17 protein-coding genes are annotated in these 18776 nt (G+C 54.3%); 7 read left to right on the top strand and 10 right to left on the bottom strand.

Features of this window, described 5'->3' with window-relative positions; genetic code table 11:
• From NH398_RS00695 to NH398_RS00685, 3 genes are all read right to left on the bottom strand, one after another.
• Positions 1 to 990 carry a class I SAM-dependent methyltransferase gene (locus NH398_RS00695; protein ID WP_253015858.1) on the bottom strand — a complete coding sequence of 330 codons (990 nt, stop codon included), beginning with the start codon at positions 988 to 990 and terminating at the stop codon, positions 1 to 3.
• Positions 987 to 1805, bottom strand: coding sequence for a methyltransferase domain-containing protein (locus tag NH398_RS00690; protein ID WP_253015856.1), 819 nt, complete (start codon positions 1803 to 1805; stop codon positions 987 to 989). The genes NH398_RS00695 and NH398_RS00690 overlap by 4 nt, the downstream gene beginning before the upstream one ends.
• 135 nt (positions 1806 to 1940) lie before the next feature.
• Complete coding sequence (locus NH398_RS00685; protein WP_159342636.1) at positions 1941 to 3614, bottom strand: PAS domain-containing methyl-accepting chemotaxis protein; 1674 nt, start codon at positions 3612 to 3614, stop codon at positions 1941 to 1943.
• Between the two features lie 279 nt (positions 3615 to 3893).
• Here NH398_RS00685 and NH398_RS00680 point away from each other — a divergent pair, with 279 nt between their 5' ends.
• From NH398_RS00680 to NH398_RS00665, 4 genes are all read left to right on the top strand, one after another.
• Positions 3894 to 4223 carry a four-helix bundle copper-binding protein gene (locus NH398_RS00680; protein ID WP_253015854.1) on the top strand — a complete coding sequence of 110 codons (330 nt, stop codon included), beginning with the start codon at positions 3894 to 3896 and terminating at the stop codon, positions 4221 to 4223.
• A 260-nt stretch (positions 4224 to 4483) separates the two neighbouring features.
• Entirely contained in the window at positions 4484 to 5113 is a 630-nt protein-coding gene (locus NH398_RS00675; RefSeq protein ID WP_253015852.1) for a transporter substrate-binding domain-containing protein, read from the top strand.
• Complete coding sequence (locus NH398_RS00670) at positions 5110 to 6060, top strand: cation transporter (RefSeq protein ID WP_253015850.1); 951 nt, start codon at positions 5110 to 5112, stop codon at positions 6058 to 6060. The genes NH398_RS00675 and NH398_RS00670 overlap by 4 nt, the downstream gene beginning before the upstream one ends.
• Positions 6061 to 6069: 9 nt before the next feature.
• Positions 6070 to 7080, top strand: coding sequence for a potassium channel family protein (locus NH398_RS00665; RefSeq protein ID WP_253015848.1), 1011 nt, complete (start codon positions 6070 to 6072; stop codon positions 7078 to 7080).
• A gap of 9 nt (positions 7081 to 7089) precedes the next feature.
• Here the strand turns inward: NH398_RS00665 and NH398_RS00660 are convergent, their stop codons facing one another.
• Entirely contained in the window at positions 7090 to 8823 is a 1734-nt protein-coding gene (locus tag NH398_RS00660) for a GGDEF domain-containing protein (RefSeq protein ID WP_253015846.1), read from the bottom strand.
• 117 nt (positions 8824 to 8940) lie between these two features.
• Entirely contained in the window at positions 8941 to 9162 is a 222-nt protein-coding gene (locus NH398_RS00655; RefSeq protein ID WP_253015844.1) for a DUF333 domain-containing protein, read from the bottom strand.
• Positions 9163 to 9389: 227 nt separating this feature from the next.
• Here NH398_RS00655 and NH398_RS00650 point away from each other — a divergent pair, with 227 nt between their 5' ends.
• The 3 genes from NH398_RS00650 (at position 9390) to NH398_RS00640 (ending at position 13797) form a co-directional block, all read left to right on the top strand.
• On the top strand, positions 9390 to 12638 hold the full coding sequence (locus NH398_RS00650) for a PAS domain-containing protein (RefSeq protein ID WP_253015842.1): 3249 nt from the start codon (positions 9390 to 9392) through the stop codon (positions 12636 to 12638).
• Positions 12639 to 12761: 123 nt separating this feature from the next.
• The gene (locus NH398_RS00645) at positions 12762 to 13250 is read left to right on the top strand and encodes a pyridoxamine 5'-phosphate oxidase family protein (protein WP_253015840.1); all 489 of its coding nucleotides are present in this window, start codon (positions 12762 to 12764) and stop codon (positions 13248 to 13250) included.
• Complete coding sequence (locus NH398_RS00640) at positions 13243 to 13797, top strand: CAP domain-containing protein (RefSeq protein WP_253015838.1); 555 nt, start codon at positions 13243 to 13245, stop codon at positions 13795 to 13797. Before NH398_RS00645 ends, NH398_RS00640 begins: the two co-directional genes overlap by 8 nt.
• A gap of 464 nt (positions 13798 to 14261) precedes the next feature.
• On the opposite strand, the gene NH398_RS00635 is transcribed toward NH398_RS00640, so the two are convergent.
• From NH398_RS00635 to NH398_RS00615, 5 genes are all read right to left on the bottom strand, one after another.
• On the bottom strand, positions 14262 to 14723 hold the full coding sequence (locus NH398_RS00635; protein WP_253015836.1) for a hypothetical protein: 462 nt from the start codon (positions 14721 to 14723) through the stop codon (positions 14262 to 14264).
• 2 nt (positions 14724 to 14725) lie between these two features.
• Positions 14726 to 15139: a hypothetical protein gene (locus tag NH398_RS00630; RefSeq protein ID WP_253015834.1), complete on the bottom strand. Its 414-nt coding sequence runs from the start codon at positions 15137 to 15139 to the stop codon at positions 14726 to 14728.
• Between the two features lie 98 nt (positions 15140 to 15237).
• Positions 15238 to 16236, bottom strand: a complete 999-nt coding sequence (locus NH398_RS00625; protein WP_253015833.1) for a DUF4917 family protein — start codon at positions 16234 to 16236, stop codon at positions 15238 to 15240.
• Between the two features lie 68 nt (positions 16237 to 16304).
• Entirely contained in the window at positions 16305 to 17216 is a 912-nt protein-coding gene (locus NH398_RS00620; protein WP_253015831.1) for a hypothetical protein, read from the bottom strand.
• 719 nt (positions 17217 to 17935) lie between these two features.
• On the bottom strand, positions 17936 to 18775 hold the full coding sequence (locus NH398_RS00615; RefSeq protein ID WP_253015829.1) for a hypothetical protein: 840 nt from the start codon (positions 18773 to 18775) through the stop codon (positions 17936 to 17938).
• Position 18776: the final 1 nt, after the last annotated feature.

Raw genomic sequence — 18776 nt, 5'->3', positions numbered from 1 at the left:
CTATTTGGTGGCGCGATACACCCGAAAACGACGATTGTCCGACAGTGTTTCGAACCCGCCCAATGCCCGTTGCAGGCGCTCTGGATACGGCAAAAACGCATTGGCCACCACCATGAGTTGCCCTTTGGCATTGAGATGCTCTGGCGCCTCGTCGATTAGCTTCGTGCTTGGGCCATAGCTGATATCCCGCTCTTGGTGAAATGGCGGGTTACTGACGATCACGTCGAATCGTTTACCCTCCAGCGCCGAGTACACGTCGCTCTCCAGTACCGTGCCGTCCAGCGCATTGTCATGGAGAGTACGGCGGCAGGCTTCGGCGGCGAAGGCGCTGACATCGACAGCCGTGACCGCATGGCCGCGTTTCGCCAGCCAGGCGCTGATAATGCCGTCGCCGCAGCCCATATCCAGCACTGTCAGCGGTTTTTTCGGCAGCGTGTCCTCCAAGGCTTGTAGCAGTAGCTGCGTTCCCTCGTCGACTTTGCCATGGCCAAACACGCCAGGATGGCTCACTAAGCGCATATCTAGGGCATCAAAGGTTTGCCAGGCGCTATCGGGCGCTTCGCTTTTCACCGTGCGGGTGGCAAACAGCGAGCAGCGGCGGGCGTTATCGAGCTTGTCGCAGCTCATGCCCAGCTCGTCCAGCATCTTGGGAACACGTTTGATGCCCCCTTGGTGCTCACCGACGATATCGAGCGGCGTATTGTCAGGCAGCACGTGGCAAAGCCACTCAAGCCACCACTTGCCTAGCTGGTGGGCTTTGGGCCAGAACAGCACCACCTGTCCCTCGGGTAGGTAGTCGAAAGGCTCGAAAGGGCTAACGGCTAGGCGCTCACTGGCCTGCCACTGCTGCCGCAGGGCGACGTTGTCGCTCACCATCGCGGCGGAGTGGGTCAGTAGCCATGTATCTTCCGCGGGCGCGATAGGACATAACCGGGCGGCCTGTCCGTAATAACGTTCAAGCAGTTGGCAGGCAGGCAGTTGGGCACTCATACATTCGCCTCAGGTTTGGTAACGGTATAAAGTAAATAGCGGCCTAAGCGCCAATGGGGGTCTTGCTGGCAGTACTGCTTCTCTAGCGCCAACAGTGTTGCTTGATCGCTTGCCTTCTCTGGGGCCTGGCGCACGTAATCCTGAAAAATACGGATGCCCGCGACGCTCTCGATATGTAAGCCGTTCTGGCCCACCCACTGGCAAATCTCATCATGGGTAACTGGGGAAATTGGCGTTAAGCGCTGGCGCTTGCCCTTGCCTTCTAACTGGTCGCTCAAGGCTTTTTGATAGTTGCCCTTCACCACGTTAGAAAAGCGCAGCGCGTCGCGATTAAACACCATCAGGCTGAGTTGACCACCCGGCGCCAGCAGCGTTGCCAGGGTGTGCAGCGCTTGCTCGGGATGGCCCAGCCACTCCAATACCGCGTGGCAGGTGATCAGCGGCCAGGGGCCAGGGGCTTGGCTCGGCAATGCCTGTAGAGGAGCTTCCACATAGCGAAGCTGCCCCGGTGACCATACCGCAGCGGCTTCCTGCTCTGCGTGCCACGCCTTGGCATGGGCCAGCATATCGTGGGAAGGCTCTGCCATGCTGACAGCGTGACCGCGTGCCGCGAACCAACCGGAGAGCTGCCCCAACCCACCGCCGACATCCAGCACGGGCTGGGCCTTTAAGTGCAGCATTCGCGGCAGCAAATAATCCAGCATCGCGAGGCGCAGCTCGCCTCGGGGGGCTTGGTAGAGAGAGCGGGAAAATTTATCGACCAGACCATCAAAGTAGCGGTCGCCCGCGTCGGTTAATTCGTAGGTGGGGTGCATGCGCTAGCAACCACATCAAAAAGGGGCGCTAGTTTACCCGTTATCGCACTGAAAATCGTACCCCAGCGGCGTATTGAGCACTCACTGTCAAAACGCCTGGAACAACACGCCGCTAGGGGACTTACACAACGCGGGCTAGAACTGCTCCCACTCATCGGCCGACGACTGCTTGGACGGCAGCACTTTGGCGGCGGGCTTATTGAGCCCAAGCGGCTGTGGGCGGCGTAGTGCTGGCAAGGGTTGCACGCCACCTTGGGAGGTTCTGAAGGCATTGACGCTGTTAGTCAGGGCGGCGGCTTCCCCGCTCAGTGTGTCTGCCACGCGGCGGTAGCTCTCCATGTCAGTCGCGCTTGCCTGGGTGGTACTATCGATCTCGGCAATGGCGAGGCCGATCTGAGCCACGCCATCGCTCTGTTCACTCGCGGCCCGACTGATCTCTTCCATCAGGTCGTTCACCCGCTGGCTCGCTTGGCGAATGCGCTGCGTGGCGGCCTGGGTTTCACGCGTGTGAGCAGCACTTTCCAGCACGCTTTGGTTGGTATCCACGATCATGCGCTGGACTTCTTTCGCCGCGTCGGCGGTTTGATTGGAGAGCTTGCGTACCTCCTGAGCGACCACGGCAAAGCCGCGTCCGTGCTCGCCCGCGCGCGCCGCTTCCACCGACGCGTTCAGCGCTAAGATATTGGTTTGAAACGCGATGGCATCGATGGTTTGCACCATATGCTTCATCCGTTCGGACTGTTTGGTCAACGCTTCCATGGCGTGCGCCAATTCATCGGTTAAGCGGGTGGCGGTGCCGACTTCCGCTAGGTTAGTATCTGCGGCTTTGCTCGCCAGCTGCGCATTCGAGGCACTCTGGCGCACGGTGCTGGAGATCTCCTCCATGCTGGCAGCCGTTTCCTGTACCGCCGAGGCTTGTTGCTCCAGGCGATCCGCCATATTGGTGTTATTGTTGAGGATTTGATTGACCACCGGGCCGATGGCTTCCATATTGCGCTGAATATCGCTGGCCGTAGAGAGCAGCGAGCGGCGCATGAGTTGAAGCGCATCCAACGTTTGGCGTAGCGATTGGCGGCGGGTGGAAGGAATCGCCGTATTCAAGTTGCCCGCTGCCAGCTGTAGCGCAATGTCTTTCAGCGAGGCGACCGAACGATTCAAAGAGCCCAAGAGCAGCGCATTCACCGACCAGATCGAGCTTGCCAAGACCAAGGCCAGTACCCCTAGCGTCCACCCCGCCAGAGAGAAGCGTTGGGTAATCCACATACCGACCCCCAATAGCGCCACGCTCGCCAAAGAGGACAGAATGACGCGCGCCTTCACCCCTTCCCACTGAAACGACGGCAGCTTGCCGCGCAGCCCTTTACGCTTGAGTTTGCCTCGCTTCAAATAGTAGGGGCAGCTATTTTCTCGCATTTGACGGTATAGATGATCGAAATAGCGCGCCTTCTCTTCGCCTGCATAAGAGCGCAGCGACGCGTAGCCTTGCAGCTCGCCTTTGTCGATCACGGGCACGACATTGGCATGCACCCAGTAATGGTCGCCATTCTTGCGTCGATTTTTGACGTACCCCTGCCAAGAGAGTCCTTCCCGCAGCGTTGCCCACATATCGCGGTACACCTCGGGCGGCATGTCTGGATGACGAACCACGTTATGGGGTTCGTTCATCAACTCTTCGATGGAGAAACCGCTCACCTCAATAAAGCGCGGGTTGGCATAGGTAATATAGCCATTGATATCCGTGCGTGAGATCAGAAAGTCGTCGGGTTCGATCGGGTAATTCGTTTGTGATACGTAGCCGTTGTTACGCATAGCCCACCCCTTTATAAGAATACCTTTATACGCCAGCCAGCCCCATGGGCGTACTATGGCTCAGGCATTAACAAAAGTAACGGCGGCTCCCCACCCTGTGACATTTATTGACATTCCACACGTGGCTCAGCACCGGCTATACAACGCTTTAAAAACAGCGGGGGCCTTTAAACAACATTAAACATCGCTGACTAGCAAGGCACTTAAACTCACCGTCGGCTAGCCTTACACCTCAACGCCCGGGAAGGGTGTTCTCACTCGTTGACTAAGGAGCTGACGATGAATTTTGGAGCCTTCAAGGAAAAAATCGAAGCCTGCCACATTTGCGCCGCTTATTGCGACAAATGCGCCACGCTGTGCCTGCAAGAGAAGGAGGTACAAGCCATGGCCGAGTGCATTCGTATGGATATTCAGTGTGCACAAATCTGCCGCTTGGCCGCGTCTTACATGGCACAAAATAGCGAATACACCAACGATGTCTGTCAACTTTGCGCTGATATTTGCCAAAAATGCGCCGACGAATGCGCCAAGCACGACGTCGAACACTGCCAAGAGTGCGCCAATGCTTGCCAGCAGTGTGCCAATGCGTGTGCCAACATTGCCGCTTAACGGCAGTCATCTCGATAACCGTACCAAGCCGTGCTCTCGTAGCACGGCGTTAACGCTCTCTATCGTTTTCCCATGGACGCCCCTTAATGTTAGATAATCATGGCAACGTGCTTAATCGCCATTTAAACAGTGAGATTTAAATCGTCGTGAAAAGACGCCTTTCTATATTTAAAAGCACGTTCTCTTACCCGCTATGTGTATGTATCGCCCTCTCTTTAACGTTAATGGGCTGCCGTTATCCTCAAAACGTAGAACGCAACATGAGCGATATCGAGGAGGGGACGCTATTTATCGGTATTACGGAAAACCCTCCTTGGGTAATCGCTACTGCGGCAGGCCCTCAAGGGGTCGACATTGATCTTCTCGACCGTTTTGCAGAAAGCCTCGACGCTACCATCGAGTGGCATTGGGGCAGTGAGAACGAGCTGTTGCAGGCACTCCAACATCACCAGCTCGATATCGTCGCCGGGGGACTCACCAGCAATACCCGCCTCGGTCAGTTAGCGGCCACGACGCGCCCGTATTACACCACGCACCATGTCATCGGCATGGCCAGCCGCGGCACGCAAGCCAACACGCTCGAAAAGACGTCCGTGGCGGGGCAAAAGGTCGCTGTGCCGCGCCTCAATCGCGTCATGCAGCCCATTCGCGCACTGGACGCGACGCCGGTCATTACCTCGCGTTTACATGACGCCCCCGGCTGGGTGGCTGCCCCTCATTGGTGGCTGGACGCCCACGGCTTTCGCCCCACCACTCACCGGCTCGCAAGCGAACACCATGTCATGGCACTGCCCAAAGGGGAAAACGCGCTCATGCTGGCCCTACAACGCCATCTGAACGATAGCCACTCCCTGCATGCGCAGCTACAACGCTTCGAGGCCGCTGAATGAAAATCCGCAAGCCCTACCGCATGCCCCCAGAGAAGCAGCATCAGCTCGATTATCTCATCACGCTTGAGTGGTGGAATTTAGGGTTTCGTGCATCCATCGTGCTAGTACTAGGGCTGGTGTTAGGCAGCAGCCAGGCCATGAAAGCGGCCTGGATCGAAGACATTCTCGCGCTCATTCCACCCGTGGCTTTTTTAGTGGCCATGCACTTTCGCAACCGCCCACCTAACGACACGTTTCCTTACGGCTACCAGCGCGCGACGGTGGTTGCGTTTTTATGCGCCGCCACGGCGCTGAGCTTGATGGGTAGCCTGCTACTGCTGGATTCGATCATGAAGCTGATCAGCCAGGAGCATCCATCGGTCGGTGCCACCACGCTATTCGGCCAAACGTTTTGGATGGGCTGGCTCATGATCGGCGCACTCGTCTACAGCGTGATTCCTCCGATGGTGATTGGCCACCTCCAGACCAAAGCCGCCGTAAAAGTCCATGAGAAAACCGTTTACGTCGACGGAAAAATGAGCAAAGCGGACTGGATGACCGGCTTGGCGGCGATCATTGGCATCATTGGGATTGGTGCCGGTATCTGGTGGGCAGATGCGCTGGCAGCAGCGCTCATCGCTATCGACGTGACCAAGGACGGCGTGGTGAACCTGAAAGAGGCCGTGGGTGATTTATTGGATCGTCGCCCACGGTTTACCTCGAAAGCCCAACCTGAAGCGTTAGCCGAGATACTCGAAACCGAGCTCAAACAGGTCGACTGGGTCGCCGATGCCGCCGTTCGTCTCCGGGAAGAGGGCCACGTATTTAGCGGCGAAGCCTTCATTACTCCCCGCGATTCGCATCGATTAATCGAGCGCATCGCCTCGGCAGAGGCCATGCTGAACCACTATGATTGGCGTATCTATGAGGTGGTGGTTAGCGTGACTCCCTACGACTCATCGACCTAAGGAGCAACAATGATCGGCAATCCCTGGCTCGGCGTGATCGGCATCCTGCTCATTGCCCTCGCCAATTACGATGCCATCAAAACCACCCTGTCTGCCTCCCACTCTGGGCCGATGACCAACCGCTCCATCAGCAGCGTATGGGCCGTGTTACTGGCGATCCATCAGCGTCATCGCTGCCACCGGCTACTGTCAGCCGCAGGCCCCTGGTTGACCGTGGGGTTGATCACCATTTGGCTACTGCTTGCCCTGGCTGGCTGGTGGCTGCTGTTTTGCAGTGCCGAAGACGCCGTGGTGAACGCAACGACGAAAGCCTCCGCCAATGGAATCGAGCGCCTGTACTACGCGGGCTATACGCTGACCACCCTCGGCTACGGCGACTTCGTGCCTGGAAATGATGGCTGGCGGATGACCCCGCCGCTCGCAGCGGCCAACGGCTTCTTTCTCTTTACGCTCACCATTACCTACATGCTGAGCATCATTGCCAACGTGACGGAGAAACGCCATGTCGCGCTCACCATCCATGCGCTGGGAGAAAGCCCTTTAGACATCCTCAGCGCCACCCACGATAAGGGGACGTATACGAGTCTGGGGCAACAGCTTCAGCCCCTCCAGCAGGCCATCAGCCGCTTAGGGCAGCAGCATCTGGCCTACCCTATCTTGCACTATTACCACGACCCAAGAAGCCAAAAATCGCTGCCCGTAGCGCTTGCACGCCTGTACCAAGCGCTATCCATCGCCCAGATCGCCTGTCCTACTATCGGCCACGCAACGCGACAGCAGCTCAATATGGGCATCGTCACGTTAGAGAATTTTCTTGCCACGCTGGATAGCGCCTTCATCGATGCCGTTCCCACGCCCCCCGAGCTTCCCTCCTTAGAGGCGTATCACCGCCTGCCCGGTATCGCGACTTCCCCACACGCGATACGCCAGCAGCTCGCGGAACGACAGCAGCGATTGCTCGCTGCCTATGTGCAGAAAGATGGTTGGGCGTGGCAAACGGTATGGAATGAGCCCCTGTAGCAACGCCGACTACGGTTCGCTGGCAGACGTGACCCCTTCCCATACTTCACACCGGTCCCGCCCGTTGTTCTTGGCTTTGTACAACGCGGTATCCGCCAACCGCAGTAGCCTGGCGGGGTCCATCGTGTGCGTAGGGAACGTCGCCACCCCGCAGGAGAGGGTAATGCGGCCAAGCGGCTGATAAAGATAGCTCAACGTTCGATGGCGCAGCGTTTCCAGCAGCGTTTCAGCGCGGGCTTGCGCTTCCGCCGTATCGGTGCCCGGCAGCAGCGCAACGAACTCCTCGCCGCCTAAGCGGCACACCACGTCCGAGCCACGAAAATGCTGCGTCAACAGCATCGCGACCTCGATCAGCACGGCATCCCCTGCATCGTGGCCAAAGTTGTCGTTCACTTTTTTGAAGTGGTCGATATCGATCATGAGTAACGACAGTAGACGCCCTTTCCGCTGCGCCAAGGCCATCTCCTGATGAAGCAGCGTATCGAAGTGGCGGCGGTTATAGAGCCCCGTCAACGCATCCTGCAGAGAGAGCCCTTTGAGCTGTTCGACTAGGGTATCCAGCTCCGCCGTTCGCGCCGTCACCTGCGCTTCTAGTGTCTGGTTCGCTGCGGCCAGCTGCCGCTGGGTATGGCGGTAGTGCCATAAGGAAATGGCCACGATGGCCAAAGAGAAGCCCAGCGCGCCATAACTCAAAGGCACATCACGCCAAGGGATCAACTCGTGCGCCACCAACATATCCAGCAGCAACAGCGGTGCAAACAGCAAAAAGCTAAAGACGAACAGTCGCTGTTCCAAATTCAAGCGACGAACATGCAATAGCGCCAGCAACAGCATGACGGGCAGCGTCATCAGTAGCAGGACATCGAACACCGGGAACGTCAGCGCCAAACTGACCGCTCCAAACGCCACCAGCCCAATTGACAACACCAAATAGACCAAGTGAAGCTGCCATAACCGGGCCATCCAGCGTTTAGGCGCCCCCTCCAACCAGTGGCTCAGCAGCAGGCCCATGGCAATGGGGAGCGTAAAGTAGCTGGCAGCTCTGAGGATGTCCCAGATAAGCGGGGCATCGGCCAATAGTTGCCGAACAGGCGTCTCTGCCAGCAGCATCAACCCTGACGAGAAGGCAAACAGCGCGATGGCGAAAAATCCCCGGCGCTCGGGGCCGATCATGGCAAAAATCGCCGCCAGGGTCGCTAACAGCAGGCTAAAGGCGCTGACCGCAAGATCCTGCACCGACGCCTGGAGCATTCCCTGTAGCGCATCGATACGGTCCGTGACCTCCACATCGCCCCAAAGACCGATGCTGGTGTAATCCGAGTGAATGCGCAGCGCCAGGGTTTTACCCGCCGCCCCCTCAGGCAATGCCACCAGATGCCACGGCCAGCCGATGAAGCGAGGATTCGCCATATCGCCGTGCTCATAAATCAGCGTGTCATCCAGGTAAACCTGCCCCACCAAATTGATACTGGTAATGTGCAGAACGGGATCACGCCACTCCCCGGCGGGCACGACCGTCTTGAACCATACGGCCTGTTGCCCGTTTCGCCCTGGCGGGTTAGAGGGAAAGGCGATGGGCTGCCATGGCGCCTCGGCGTCCAGGGGCGCATCACCCCAGCGGTACTCCCAATCGGTTAACGGCGCAGGCGCGCTGGCGTGCGCCAACGGTAGGGTCAGCAACAGCAAAAAGGCGGCCATTACCCCTAAGCCGCAAACGCGCCACATGACGTTGAAAATGCCCATCAGATCCCCTACTGACGCTATACCAGCCCACCCTACTTTTTATTCATTCATCTTATACGCTCAAATGTGCGTTGATGGCACGTTTGATGCGTTTGAAACGCTCATCTAGTTATGGCATCAATCGTTCTCTAAATGCTCTGTTCGATATAAATGCCACTCGTTTTCGACACGGCCATCCGGCAGTCGACAGTAACGTCCCGTTCCCAAAGCGCTTTCGCGTGTCATCCGCTCGCCCCCAACGCTTTCGCAATACTCGGCGGCCGCCGTTTGCATATTGACCCCCGACGCACCAGCACAGCCGCCTAGCCCCAATACGATTATCACGACGATATATTTCATTCGTTATGCTCCTCAGCCAGCTTTGTGACAAATACGTCGCGACCGGCGGCGCTCCACAATTTTTCACAGATGAAACGAAGCCTGCATGACGTCTCTCTCTACACCCCTTCGCAATAAGCCATTATGCTGTGGTAAACGCCTAACGGCTCGTTATAAGTTTAGCGATAACGGCGAGTGCTACGTGCGCCTTGCACACTTTCAGTAGGTCACCTGACGATGGTCACGCCATGACAACACCCCAGGGCTCAGACAACCGTGTTGCCCATTCCTCTGAGTGGAATGAGCGCCACTTGCTCAACTACGAGAACGACCCCCGCTTCGACCGTATTACACGCCTCGCACAACGGGTGTTTAGCGTCTCTACCGCGCTCGTTTCATTGATCCATCAAGATCGCCTACTGTTCAAATCGTGCCAGGGCCTGTTAGACGCTAACGAGGCGCCGCTTGAGCGCTCCTTTTGCAGCCACACCATTCTGGAGAGCGACTATCTCATCGTCGAAGATGCCCTAAAAGATGCCCGCTTCATCGACCATCCCATGGTCACGGCCGAACCGTTCATTCGCTTTTATGCCGGGATGCCTCTGCACACGCCCTCGGGCCAACGGGTAGGCACGCTATGCCTGATCGACGACACTCCACGCTCACTGGACCAAGATCAAATCGCCCTGCTGCGTGACATGGGCGCCATGGTAGAAGAGCTGCTCAAAAGCGACATTGGCAACCACGCCTCATGCGCGGCGCTGGCCCAAGCGCTGCAAGAGAGCGAACGCCGCGCACGGCTCGTGATCGAAGGTACTCGCGTCGGCACCTGGCAGTGGAACGTACAGACCGGGGAGACCCTCTTCAACGAGCGCTGGGCGCAGATCGTGGGCTACACCCTCGATGAGCTGCGCCCAACCACGATCGATACATGGCTAGACCTAGCGCACCCCGACGACCTTGCCCACTCCGGGGCGCTGCTCAACGCCCACTTCCGTGGAGAGACAGAGAGCTATAGCTGCAAAGCGCGAATGCGCCACAAACAGGGACACTGGGTATGGGTGCATGATCGTGGCCAAGTTTTCGACTGGACCCCAGATGGCCAGCCGCTGCTGATGTACGGCACGCACACCGACATTACCCACGAAGTCGAGGCGCAGCAGGCCCTTCAAGCCAGCCGAGACGAATTTGCTTCGCTGTTGAGCAACATGCCCGGTGTGACCTACCGCTGCTTGCCGGATGACAACTGGACGATGCTCTACATCAGTGGCCAAATCGACCGCGTCAGCGGCCACTCGGCAGAAGCGCTGATCAATAACGCGAGCCTTAGCTACGCCGACATTATTCACCCCGACGATGCCACGAGCGTCGGTGACGCCATCGAAGCAGCACGCGTTGCCAACGAAGGCTGGCACGTCGAGTACCGCATACGCCACCGTGATGGCCAATGGCGCTGGGTCGAAGAGCGCGGCAACTGGGTGACAGGAAACCCTCTGCACCCTGTCATCATGGAAGGCTTCATCGTCGACATTACCCGCGAACACGATGCGCGCGCCCAGCTTCGCAAACACCACGATGCGCTGCTGCTGCTCAACGATATCGCCTTCAACGCCCTCGACACGCTCGATGATAAAATTCAGTACGCGCTGTACAAGACGCGCCACTACCTCGGCCTGGATCTGGCCATTCTCAGCCAGATCGAGGGCGACGTTTACACCGCCCGTTGGGTAGACGCCACCTCCTCTTTTCCCCTCGATGCCGGAGAGCGCTTCGATTTAGGAAGCACCTGGTGCCACCTGCTCTTTACCGGGCACGGAAAAGAGCTCTTCGTTGCCAACGTACCCAAGAGCGACTTCCACGCCCATCCCTGCTACCAGGCGTTCCCGCTGGGTGCCTATGCCTCACTGGTGATCGACGTGGAGGGGCAGGTGTTCGGAACGCTCAACTTCTCCTCGGCCACCCCAAGAGCCACCGACTTCGACGAGAGCGAAAGGCTCTTCTTGCGCCTGCTGGCACGCTGGCTGGCCGATACGCTGACCAACAGTTTGAGCAACGAACGTATCACCAAGCTGATGGCCCAGCTACCTGGGGTGATTTATCAATACCGGCAGTTTCCAGACGGCCGAGCCACGTTCCCGTTCAGCTCGCCGCAAATTCAAACGCTCTATGGACTAACGCCCAAGCAAGCCGCCCAAGACGCGACCCCGGCGTTCGACCGCCTTCATCCCGACGACCTCGCTCCCGTAGCTGCCACCATTCAGCACTCGGCCAGTACGCTCGACGACTGGCACGCGACCTATCGCGTCAGAAATGCGCAAGCGAGCTACCGCTGGACGGCCGGTCAGGCCCGTCCGGAACGGCTCGCGGATGGCAGCGTGTTATGGCATGGCTACCTGCACGACATCCATGAACAGGAGCAAGCCCGCAAAGCCATGGAGCGCAACGAGAGCCGCCTAAGAGGCCTCTTTGAGTTTGCCCCTATCGGCATTGCCCTCAACGATTTCGAGACCGGACAGTTCATCGACCTCAACGACGCTCTGACCCTGCCCTCCGGCTACACCCGAGAGGAGTTCGTCAACCTCAGTTACTGGGACCTAACCCCACAGGAGTATCAAGCCGTTGAAGAAGAGGCCTTGGTGAGCCTCAAAACCAACGGCCGTTATGGGCCCTTCGAAAAAGAGTACATCCGCAAGGATGGCACCCGCTACCCGGTGCGCTTGCAGGGCATGCTGAGCCACGACCCCGACGGACGCCCAGTGATCTGGTCACTCATCGAAGACATTACCGAGCGTCGCCGGTTGGATAAAATGAAAAACCAATTCATCGCCACCGTGAGCCATGAACTACGTACGCCACTCACATCGATCAATGGGTCACTGGGCCTGATGGCAGGCGGTGCCGTAGGCGTGCTTCCCGCCCCCGCCAATGCGCTTTTGGAAACCGCCCAACGGAACGTACAGCGGCTTGCCACACTGATCAACGATCTGCTGGACATGGAAAAATTGGTGGCGGGCAAAATGCCGATGAACTTGTCAGCGCAGCCGCTCACGCCGCTGGTGGCAGAGGCGGTCGAGTCCATGGCAGGCTATGGAGAGCAGCATGGTGTCCGCATTCACGCCACGGCACCGTGGCCAGACGTGATGGTTAACGTCGATGGCCCACGGTTGATTCAAGCGCTGACCAACTTGATGTCCAACGCCGTGAAATTCACGCCGAAGGGCGAGTCCGTCGACATCTCGGTGGCTTTCCAGAGTGGCAAAGCGGTCATTTCCGTTCGCGATTACGGCCCAGGCGTCGACCCTGCGTTTCAACCTCACCTCTTCAAGCGCTTCTCTCAAGCCGACGGCAGCGATACGCGAAAACTGCCCGGCACCGGCTTGGGCCTTGCCATTACCCGAGAGATTGCCCATCAGCTGGGCGGCGAAGTGAACTATCGAGATGCGCAAGGCGGCGGTGGCGAGTTCTATATCGAGCTACCGGGAGAACCGATTTGCTGATTTTCCTGATGGCAGCTAGGCTAATGACAGGATTTGTACAGCATCCCCCAAATCCCGTTAGCTTTTGCATAAGCATTGACGCTTGGCAAAAGACCGCTAGCCATTCATAAGGAGAGTGACGCCATGTCTAGCCCAGAGCATAAGCAAAAAATCTGGAAGATGATCAAGGATATCAAAGTCGGCATGCTGGTCACGCTGGACCACGACACGCCCCGCGCCCGCCCAATGCATCTGGTACAAGACGAATACGACGGCACGCTCTGGTTCTTTACCCGTCGCAGTGCTGAGAAAGTGCTAGAGACCCAAAGCGACCACGATGTGTGCCTGAGCTTTTCGGATCAAGAAGACGGGGTGTATGTTTCGTTATCCGGCAAAGCCAACGTGATCGACAACCGCGAGCTGATCGACAAATACTGGAACCCCTTTGTGGCTGCCTGGTTCCCGGAAGGCAAAGACGACCCGGATGTCGCCCTGCTGGAAGTGAAAGTAGAAATGGGCGAACACTGGAAAGCCAAAGAGAGCAAAACGTTCCAGCTTTACGAGATTGCCAAAGCCAATCTCAAAAAAGACGCCACGCCCGACTTGGGCGAAAATGAGAAATTCGGTGGATAAGCCACTCACAAAGCGCCCGCTTTTGCGGGCGCTTTTATCTACCGCGCTTACGGTGATGGTTGGGATAGACAGCCCGTTTACATGGGCAGCAAGCGACACAGACGCCACTTCCACCGCCTGCGCCCCTACCGAACAGCAGCAACAGATGCTGGCACGTGTTAACGAGGCCAGAAACCAAGCCCGCCAATGCGGCGAACAATCTTTCAACGCCGCCGGCCCCCTCACCTGGAGCTGCCCGCTCACCGCCGCCGCGCAAGCCCACGCCGACGATATGGCTGCTAAAGACTACTTCAGCCACACCGGCCAAGACGGTAGCGGCGTAGGCGAACGCGCCACCCAACAAAGCTACGCCTGGCGCACCGTCGGCGAAAATATCGCCGCTGGCCACACCACCGCCGACGCGGCTATCGAAAGCTGGATCAACAGCCCCGGCCACTGCCGTAATTTAATGAACGATGATTTTACAGAGATGGGTATGGCCCACGCGGACAATGCCGACACGCGGTTTACGCATTATTGGGTGCAGACGCTGGGGGCGCCGCGGTGACAAGTAGGATTTGTGAAGATAGAGTGTTTGGCGTCCCTGGCAGGAGTCTAAAAAACACATTAAGCGATTGAATTATATGGCCTTAACATGAAATATAAAAAACCAATATACCACACCGTATACCAGCTCCCTCCATCTGCAACCCGCTAACGGCTTATCGTTGGATAGCAACACTAGCGATTCAGTTTGCGGCACAGATGGACTGCTTACGTTCGAGGCTGTATGCAATTTTTAAGCCGTGCAGAAGTTAGTCTCCATCGCGAAGTCTGGAGAATTTTTGCCACGAATATAGCTCAAATATAGCGAGGAAGCGCGATTTTGATCATTTTTGGCCGGACCGAGACTCCCCACGTGTTTTCACACAGTCTCGGCCAGAAGCTGTCTTTTAGCCGTCTCTGATATAACGCTTTGCTCATCGGTACATTAGGAACGCTGCGAGCAATTTATCCGAGTGCAACAATTTGTTATACCTTGACTGCCCGGTGTAGCCTTTTTAGTTCTGAGATTACGTTAGGCATACTTATCGAGGAAATAAAATTGCCACCGTGAGCAATTGAATTACGCTCTTTATAATAAGAGACAACTAAATTATAGTCGCTACTACCTTTTTCTAATAGCAGAGTCAGGCGTTTCTTGAACGGCATATCATCTTTTGCTCCGTCTGGCAAAATATCCCATGCCGCTCGTTGCTTCCATGATATTATAGAGTTTTGCTTACTTTTTATTAGTTGAGAGCTTTCATCCCTTATTCTATACTCAAGTCGAGTGAACATGAAAAGAAAATATGCTTGATCGTTAAGCTCTCGCTTCCTTTTGTACTTTTCCTCTTTTTTTCTCCAACCTCTACTGGCAGCTTCGAACTCAATTATTGCATACTTTTTGTCAATTTCATTGTACTGCCCTTCCAGTTCGTCAAAAATCCCCATAACTAAACCAGCCCTAGAACAAATTCTTTATCGAAAGGTATGCTTTTCTTCCTATTATTAGGTGTGTAAACACGCCAATTTGATGCTTTATCTTTGCCCTCTAAGTCAACCAATATATATGAACCTTCTTTAGTTAATATATCGATTCGTCCATTGGCACCGATCACCCATAATCCTATCGGCTTAAAAGATGCAACTAGAACACCCTTCCGCTTGACCTCTAGAACAGGCAAAGAAACAGGAGACAAATTAAACTCCTGCATTAACTCCTCATACATCTGTACTGTTTTTTCTTCAAAAAATTCAATTTCCGAATTACCAGACAACGAATTCTTTACAAGCGAAAAGACGGCTTCTATACGTTGCCCCCAATCTTTCACTCTATTTTCGATGTATTCTTTGTCTAATTCACTCATTTATAAACCTCATTTTCATTTAGAAAGCATAACGTTCAGCTTTGCGGTAATTTTGGAGTCATGCTGCGGTGTAAAAATTGTCGGACAACAGCGAATTGTTAAGCGACATTGTTCCAGCAGCCTGGGCTATTGCTATGAAAAAAATCTATGTGAACTCGGTCGCCGAGGAATTGCGTCATGACCTGATACACTCTATTGCAATAAGCTTGATCTTGATTATGGACAGAAACTGCAACCCTTTGAATGCCCGAACATGCCAGGCGATCAAGTATATAGAGGTCTTGTTCCCACAACCCCCAGCCATAAATCACAAGATCCGGTGAAAGAGTGGGCAACACTTCTCTATACACTGTATTTAAGTAGCTACTATTCTGAATTGCATTAATTTTTTGCTGTGCCGTGCCCTCGCTAACGAACAAAGGGACATAGCGCTCCGTTTGCCAAGTCTGAAGTATGGATTCCAGCAAGCCATGATAATTCCCAGCGATCTTTAACTCTTCCTCAACTAAATTTCTTGCTAAAACCAAGCTACCATGAGGGTAAAACGCTAGCGTGGATGATATATTGCCCCGTATCGGTTTACGTAATCTTTCCCAATCATCACAAAATACCCCATCAACAAAACAGTCTTTTAGCGAACACCTATCTCGAACATTCTTCCCGTACATGACAGACCAATAAAGTATAAGGTCATAATTCAACGATATCGCCGTATTGAATCTCTTTACGAAGTTATAAATAGCAGGCATCTGAGCTGAGATTTCCTGATACTCAGGATGTATATCCCTTACCGCTTGAATCAAGCTATCTCGCACCCGGACGTAAGCATCATGAGTTCGATTGTCAGGAATGTTCAATGATTGATTAACATTCGATGCCTGCCAAACCAGCCTTAATACAAGCTCAAAATCTTCTGTCCGAAAAAAAGAAAAAAGACTTTGGACATCATCGGTCAATAGCCCATGATTAAATGCGTGATCCACAAGCGATTCGTATCCGAAACGAGCATCAACCGCTCTACTGGCACCATTCCCCAGCAACAACGTACCGCTATAGTTGTTAGCAATATCTTGCCAATTATGAATAGTAAAAGACATTTGAGTTCTCGTATATGGCGTTTAACACTGCATTGCAGCGACTAGTCCGCTGCAATGCAGTGTTAAATTCACTCTGTCAGAATGCTACGTATGATTTTGCTCCATTTTTTATCGTGAACAATCCGCCGGTATTCTATTTCACCATTGATAATTTGATTTTTTGTGAGCCTTGACAATTGCTCCCACTTATCACCAAAAATATAAGTTGCGTTATCCAAATATATGCTTTCCAGAACATATATACCCTTCGAAGCAAAACCATAAATAAAATAACCACTAAAACCCGCCCGACCTGTCGCAAGAAAATCTGGATTATAACTAGTAATAGTTTGCATTCGAGCGTCAACAACACCTTTTTCTGAATCCTTTAGTTTTTTAGTAACTTCTCCAACTAGAGATTTCGCTTTTGCCCAAGGGTATTCTCCCGGGGGCAAGATATCCCAATGCAACTGCTTTACCTTAGTGCTGATAACATTGCCACTTCTAGAGTCTAAGACCTCAAAACTGCTAAAACACTCAAGCATCAAATTAGAAAGATGAATATTCCTAGTTTCATTCTGTTCATTCAATTGCATGCTGTCAGTTGCAATATATTTATTACCGTCCACATCGATTACATGCAGCGTTTCTTCAAATGCGGGTTTGTATTCACGAGGATACATATCTATATACCTTGTCTGAATACCTGAATGCTCTTGTCCATGCCAGTCTTCCCATGTTCGATAATAAGATCTTGCTTGCGGCTCCAATGGTAAATCCTTACGTATAACTTCTTTTCCATGAGCATTTAGGGCAGTGACCTTGCCGACTACCTTTGGGATAAGATAATCACCTGTTTGTGGCTCTTTATCAAACCCGATAGCCGAAAGTAGATCTTCCATATTATCCGAAACCTTGTGGGCTAGCTTTACTTCTTCACAGCCCTGAGATGCTGCCAATAACCTGGTTACTGATCTAATTGATTTTCCCTTGACTTGCATAGGCTCTCCTAATATTTAGCAGTGATTATACGCCCATCTATATAAACTCAATGAACCTGGCCGCGCGTTCATTCAGGTTATACCGCCTATCATTTACCATCTATCCTATTGAGATTAAATTAATCATGAATAGGCGCAATAGCACGTATTATCGTGCCGACTGCGTAACACTTGGTGAACCAGCATGCCGCTTTGAGTCGATAGCAGTTGGTTCGTGATATGCCAATTCTGGCTGCAAAACAGATTGATTCGCAAAAGCCCTCTGATCTTAAATTTAATTATTATTAGCATTATTGACTATTTCCTTACACCTGCGCAACCCGTTTAACTACGACCTTAGACCATCCTGTGCCGGAAGGCTTCGGCACTGCAAGGCCTTTTCGGGAATGCCTTTCTCAGCTATCGGCCAGCCGATGGTACAGCTTTAAAAGCGTTCTCTTCATATCCCCCATGTAAACTGCATAACTCCGCATGAATTCGCATAATTTTCATGCACCCATTTTTCACCAGCCAGCCCAGCAGTGGCGCGGCTTGGAGGCGTTTTCGAGGGTGCATAAAAACCACACCATTTAGCGCGCGGGCGGGGCGGGGTGATGACAACGCGCCGTGGGTCGCGGTCGGCAGGCGGGTACGGGGCGGCAACATGGCCAGGGTGCCAAGCAAACGCCCCGCACAGGGGCGGGGCGTGGGTTTTGAGTGGGTGTTAAGCCTGCGAGTGCTTACGCGCGGTCCAGATCCTCCTGGCTGGGTACATACTCCATTTGCGCCTCCAGCTCTTGCAACCGTCTCTTGAAGCCAATTTGTGATGGGTAGTCACGCACATCGGCTTCACACGCGAGCAATGCCGGTATCTGTAACACCTCTGGCGTGGGTGCTGGCTTGGCTTGGGGCATGACGTCCATCAATAGCTTGCCTAGGGCTGCATATTGGCGGCGCTCGATCTCTTTTCTTGTCCACCTCCGACTATCCTTATCCATCAAGGAGTCGATGCTGCTCCCTGGCTGGCTGGATACATCAATCCCTAGCCCCGCCATGTGATAGTGATCGTTGTAAGTCCCTTCGTGAATGTCGTTGAACAGCCTTGGTAGCTCAGCGCTCAAGGCGGCCATTTCCTCACTGTTGCTCATATCCTTGAGGCACTTCATCAACCGCTTGCGGGATGAAATGCGCGCTAGACGCTCTATAGATGCCTCCAACGGATTACGCGCCATATAGGTCTGCATCTGGAGCCATTCACGTTGCGGCTCAAGCAGATCGATCATTTCCTGGGTGTGCTCGGCCTCGATCTTCCACTGACCTTTTTGCTTGAGCTGGTCACGTACTCCCTTGCTCTGCTCGCCTAGCCCTTGAACAAAGTCCTTTTTCCATGCGTCTTGGGTGTTGTCGATCTGGTGCTGTAGCGCGCTCAACGTTTTGCGCAGCTTAGCCAATCGCCCCACCACGTTTTCGAGCATAGAGCGCCGAGAAAGGTACTTGGCCCTAAACTGCTCGATCTGCGTCTCCAACTTTGACTCCGTCTCATCGCTGGTAACTGCTTCGGGGGCTTTTACGTGTTGCATA

It is taken from the genome of Halomonas sp. CnH100-B (assembly GCF_024124605.1).
GTDB lineage: Bacteria > Pseudomonadota > Gammaproteobacteria > Pseudomonadales > Halomonadaceae > Vreelandella.
This window is presented reverse-complemented; position numbering and strand designations above follow the sequence as displayed.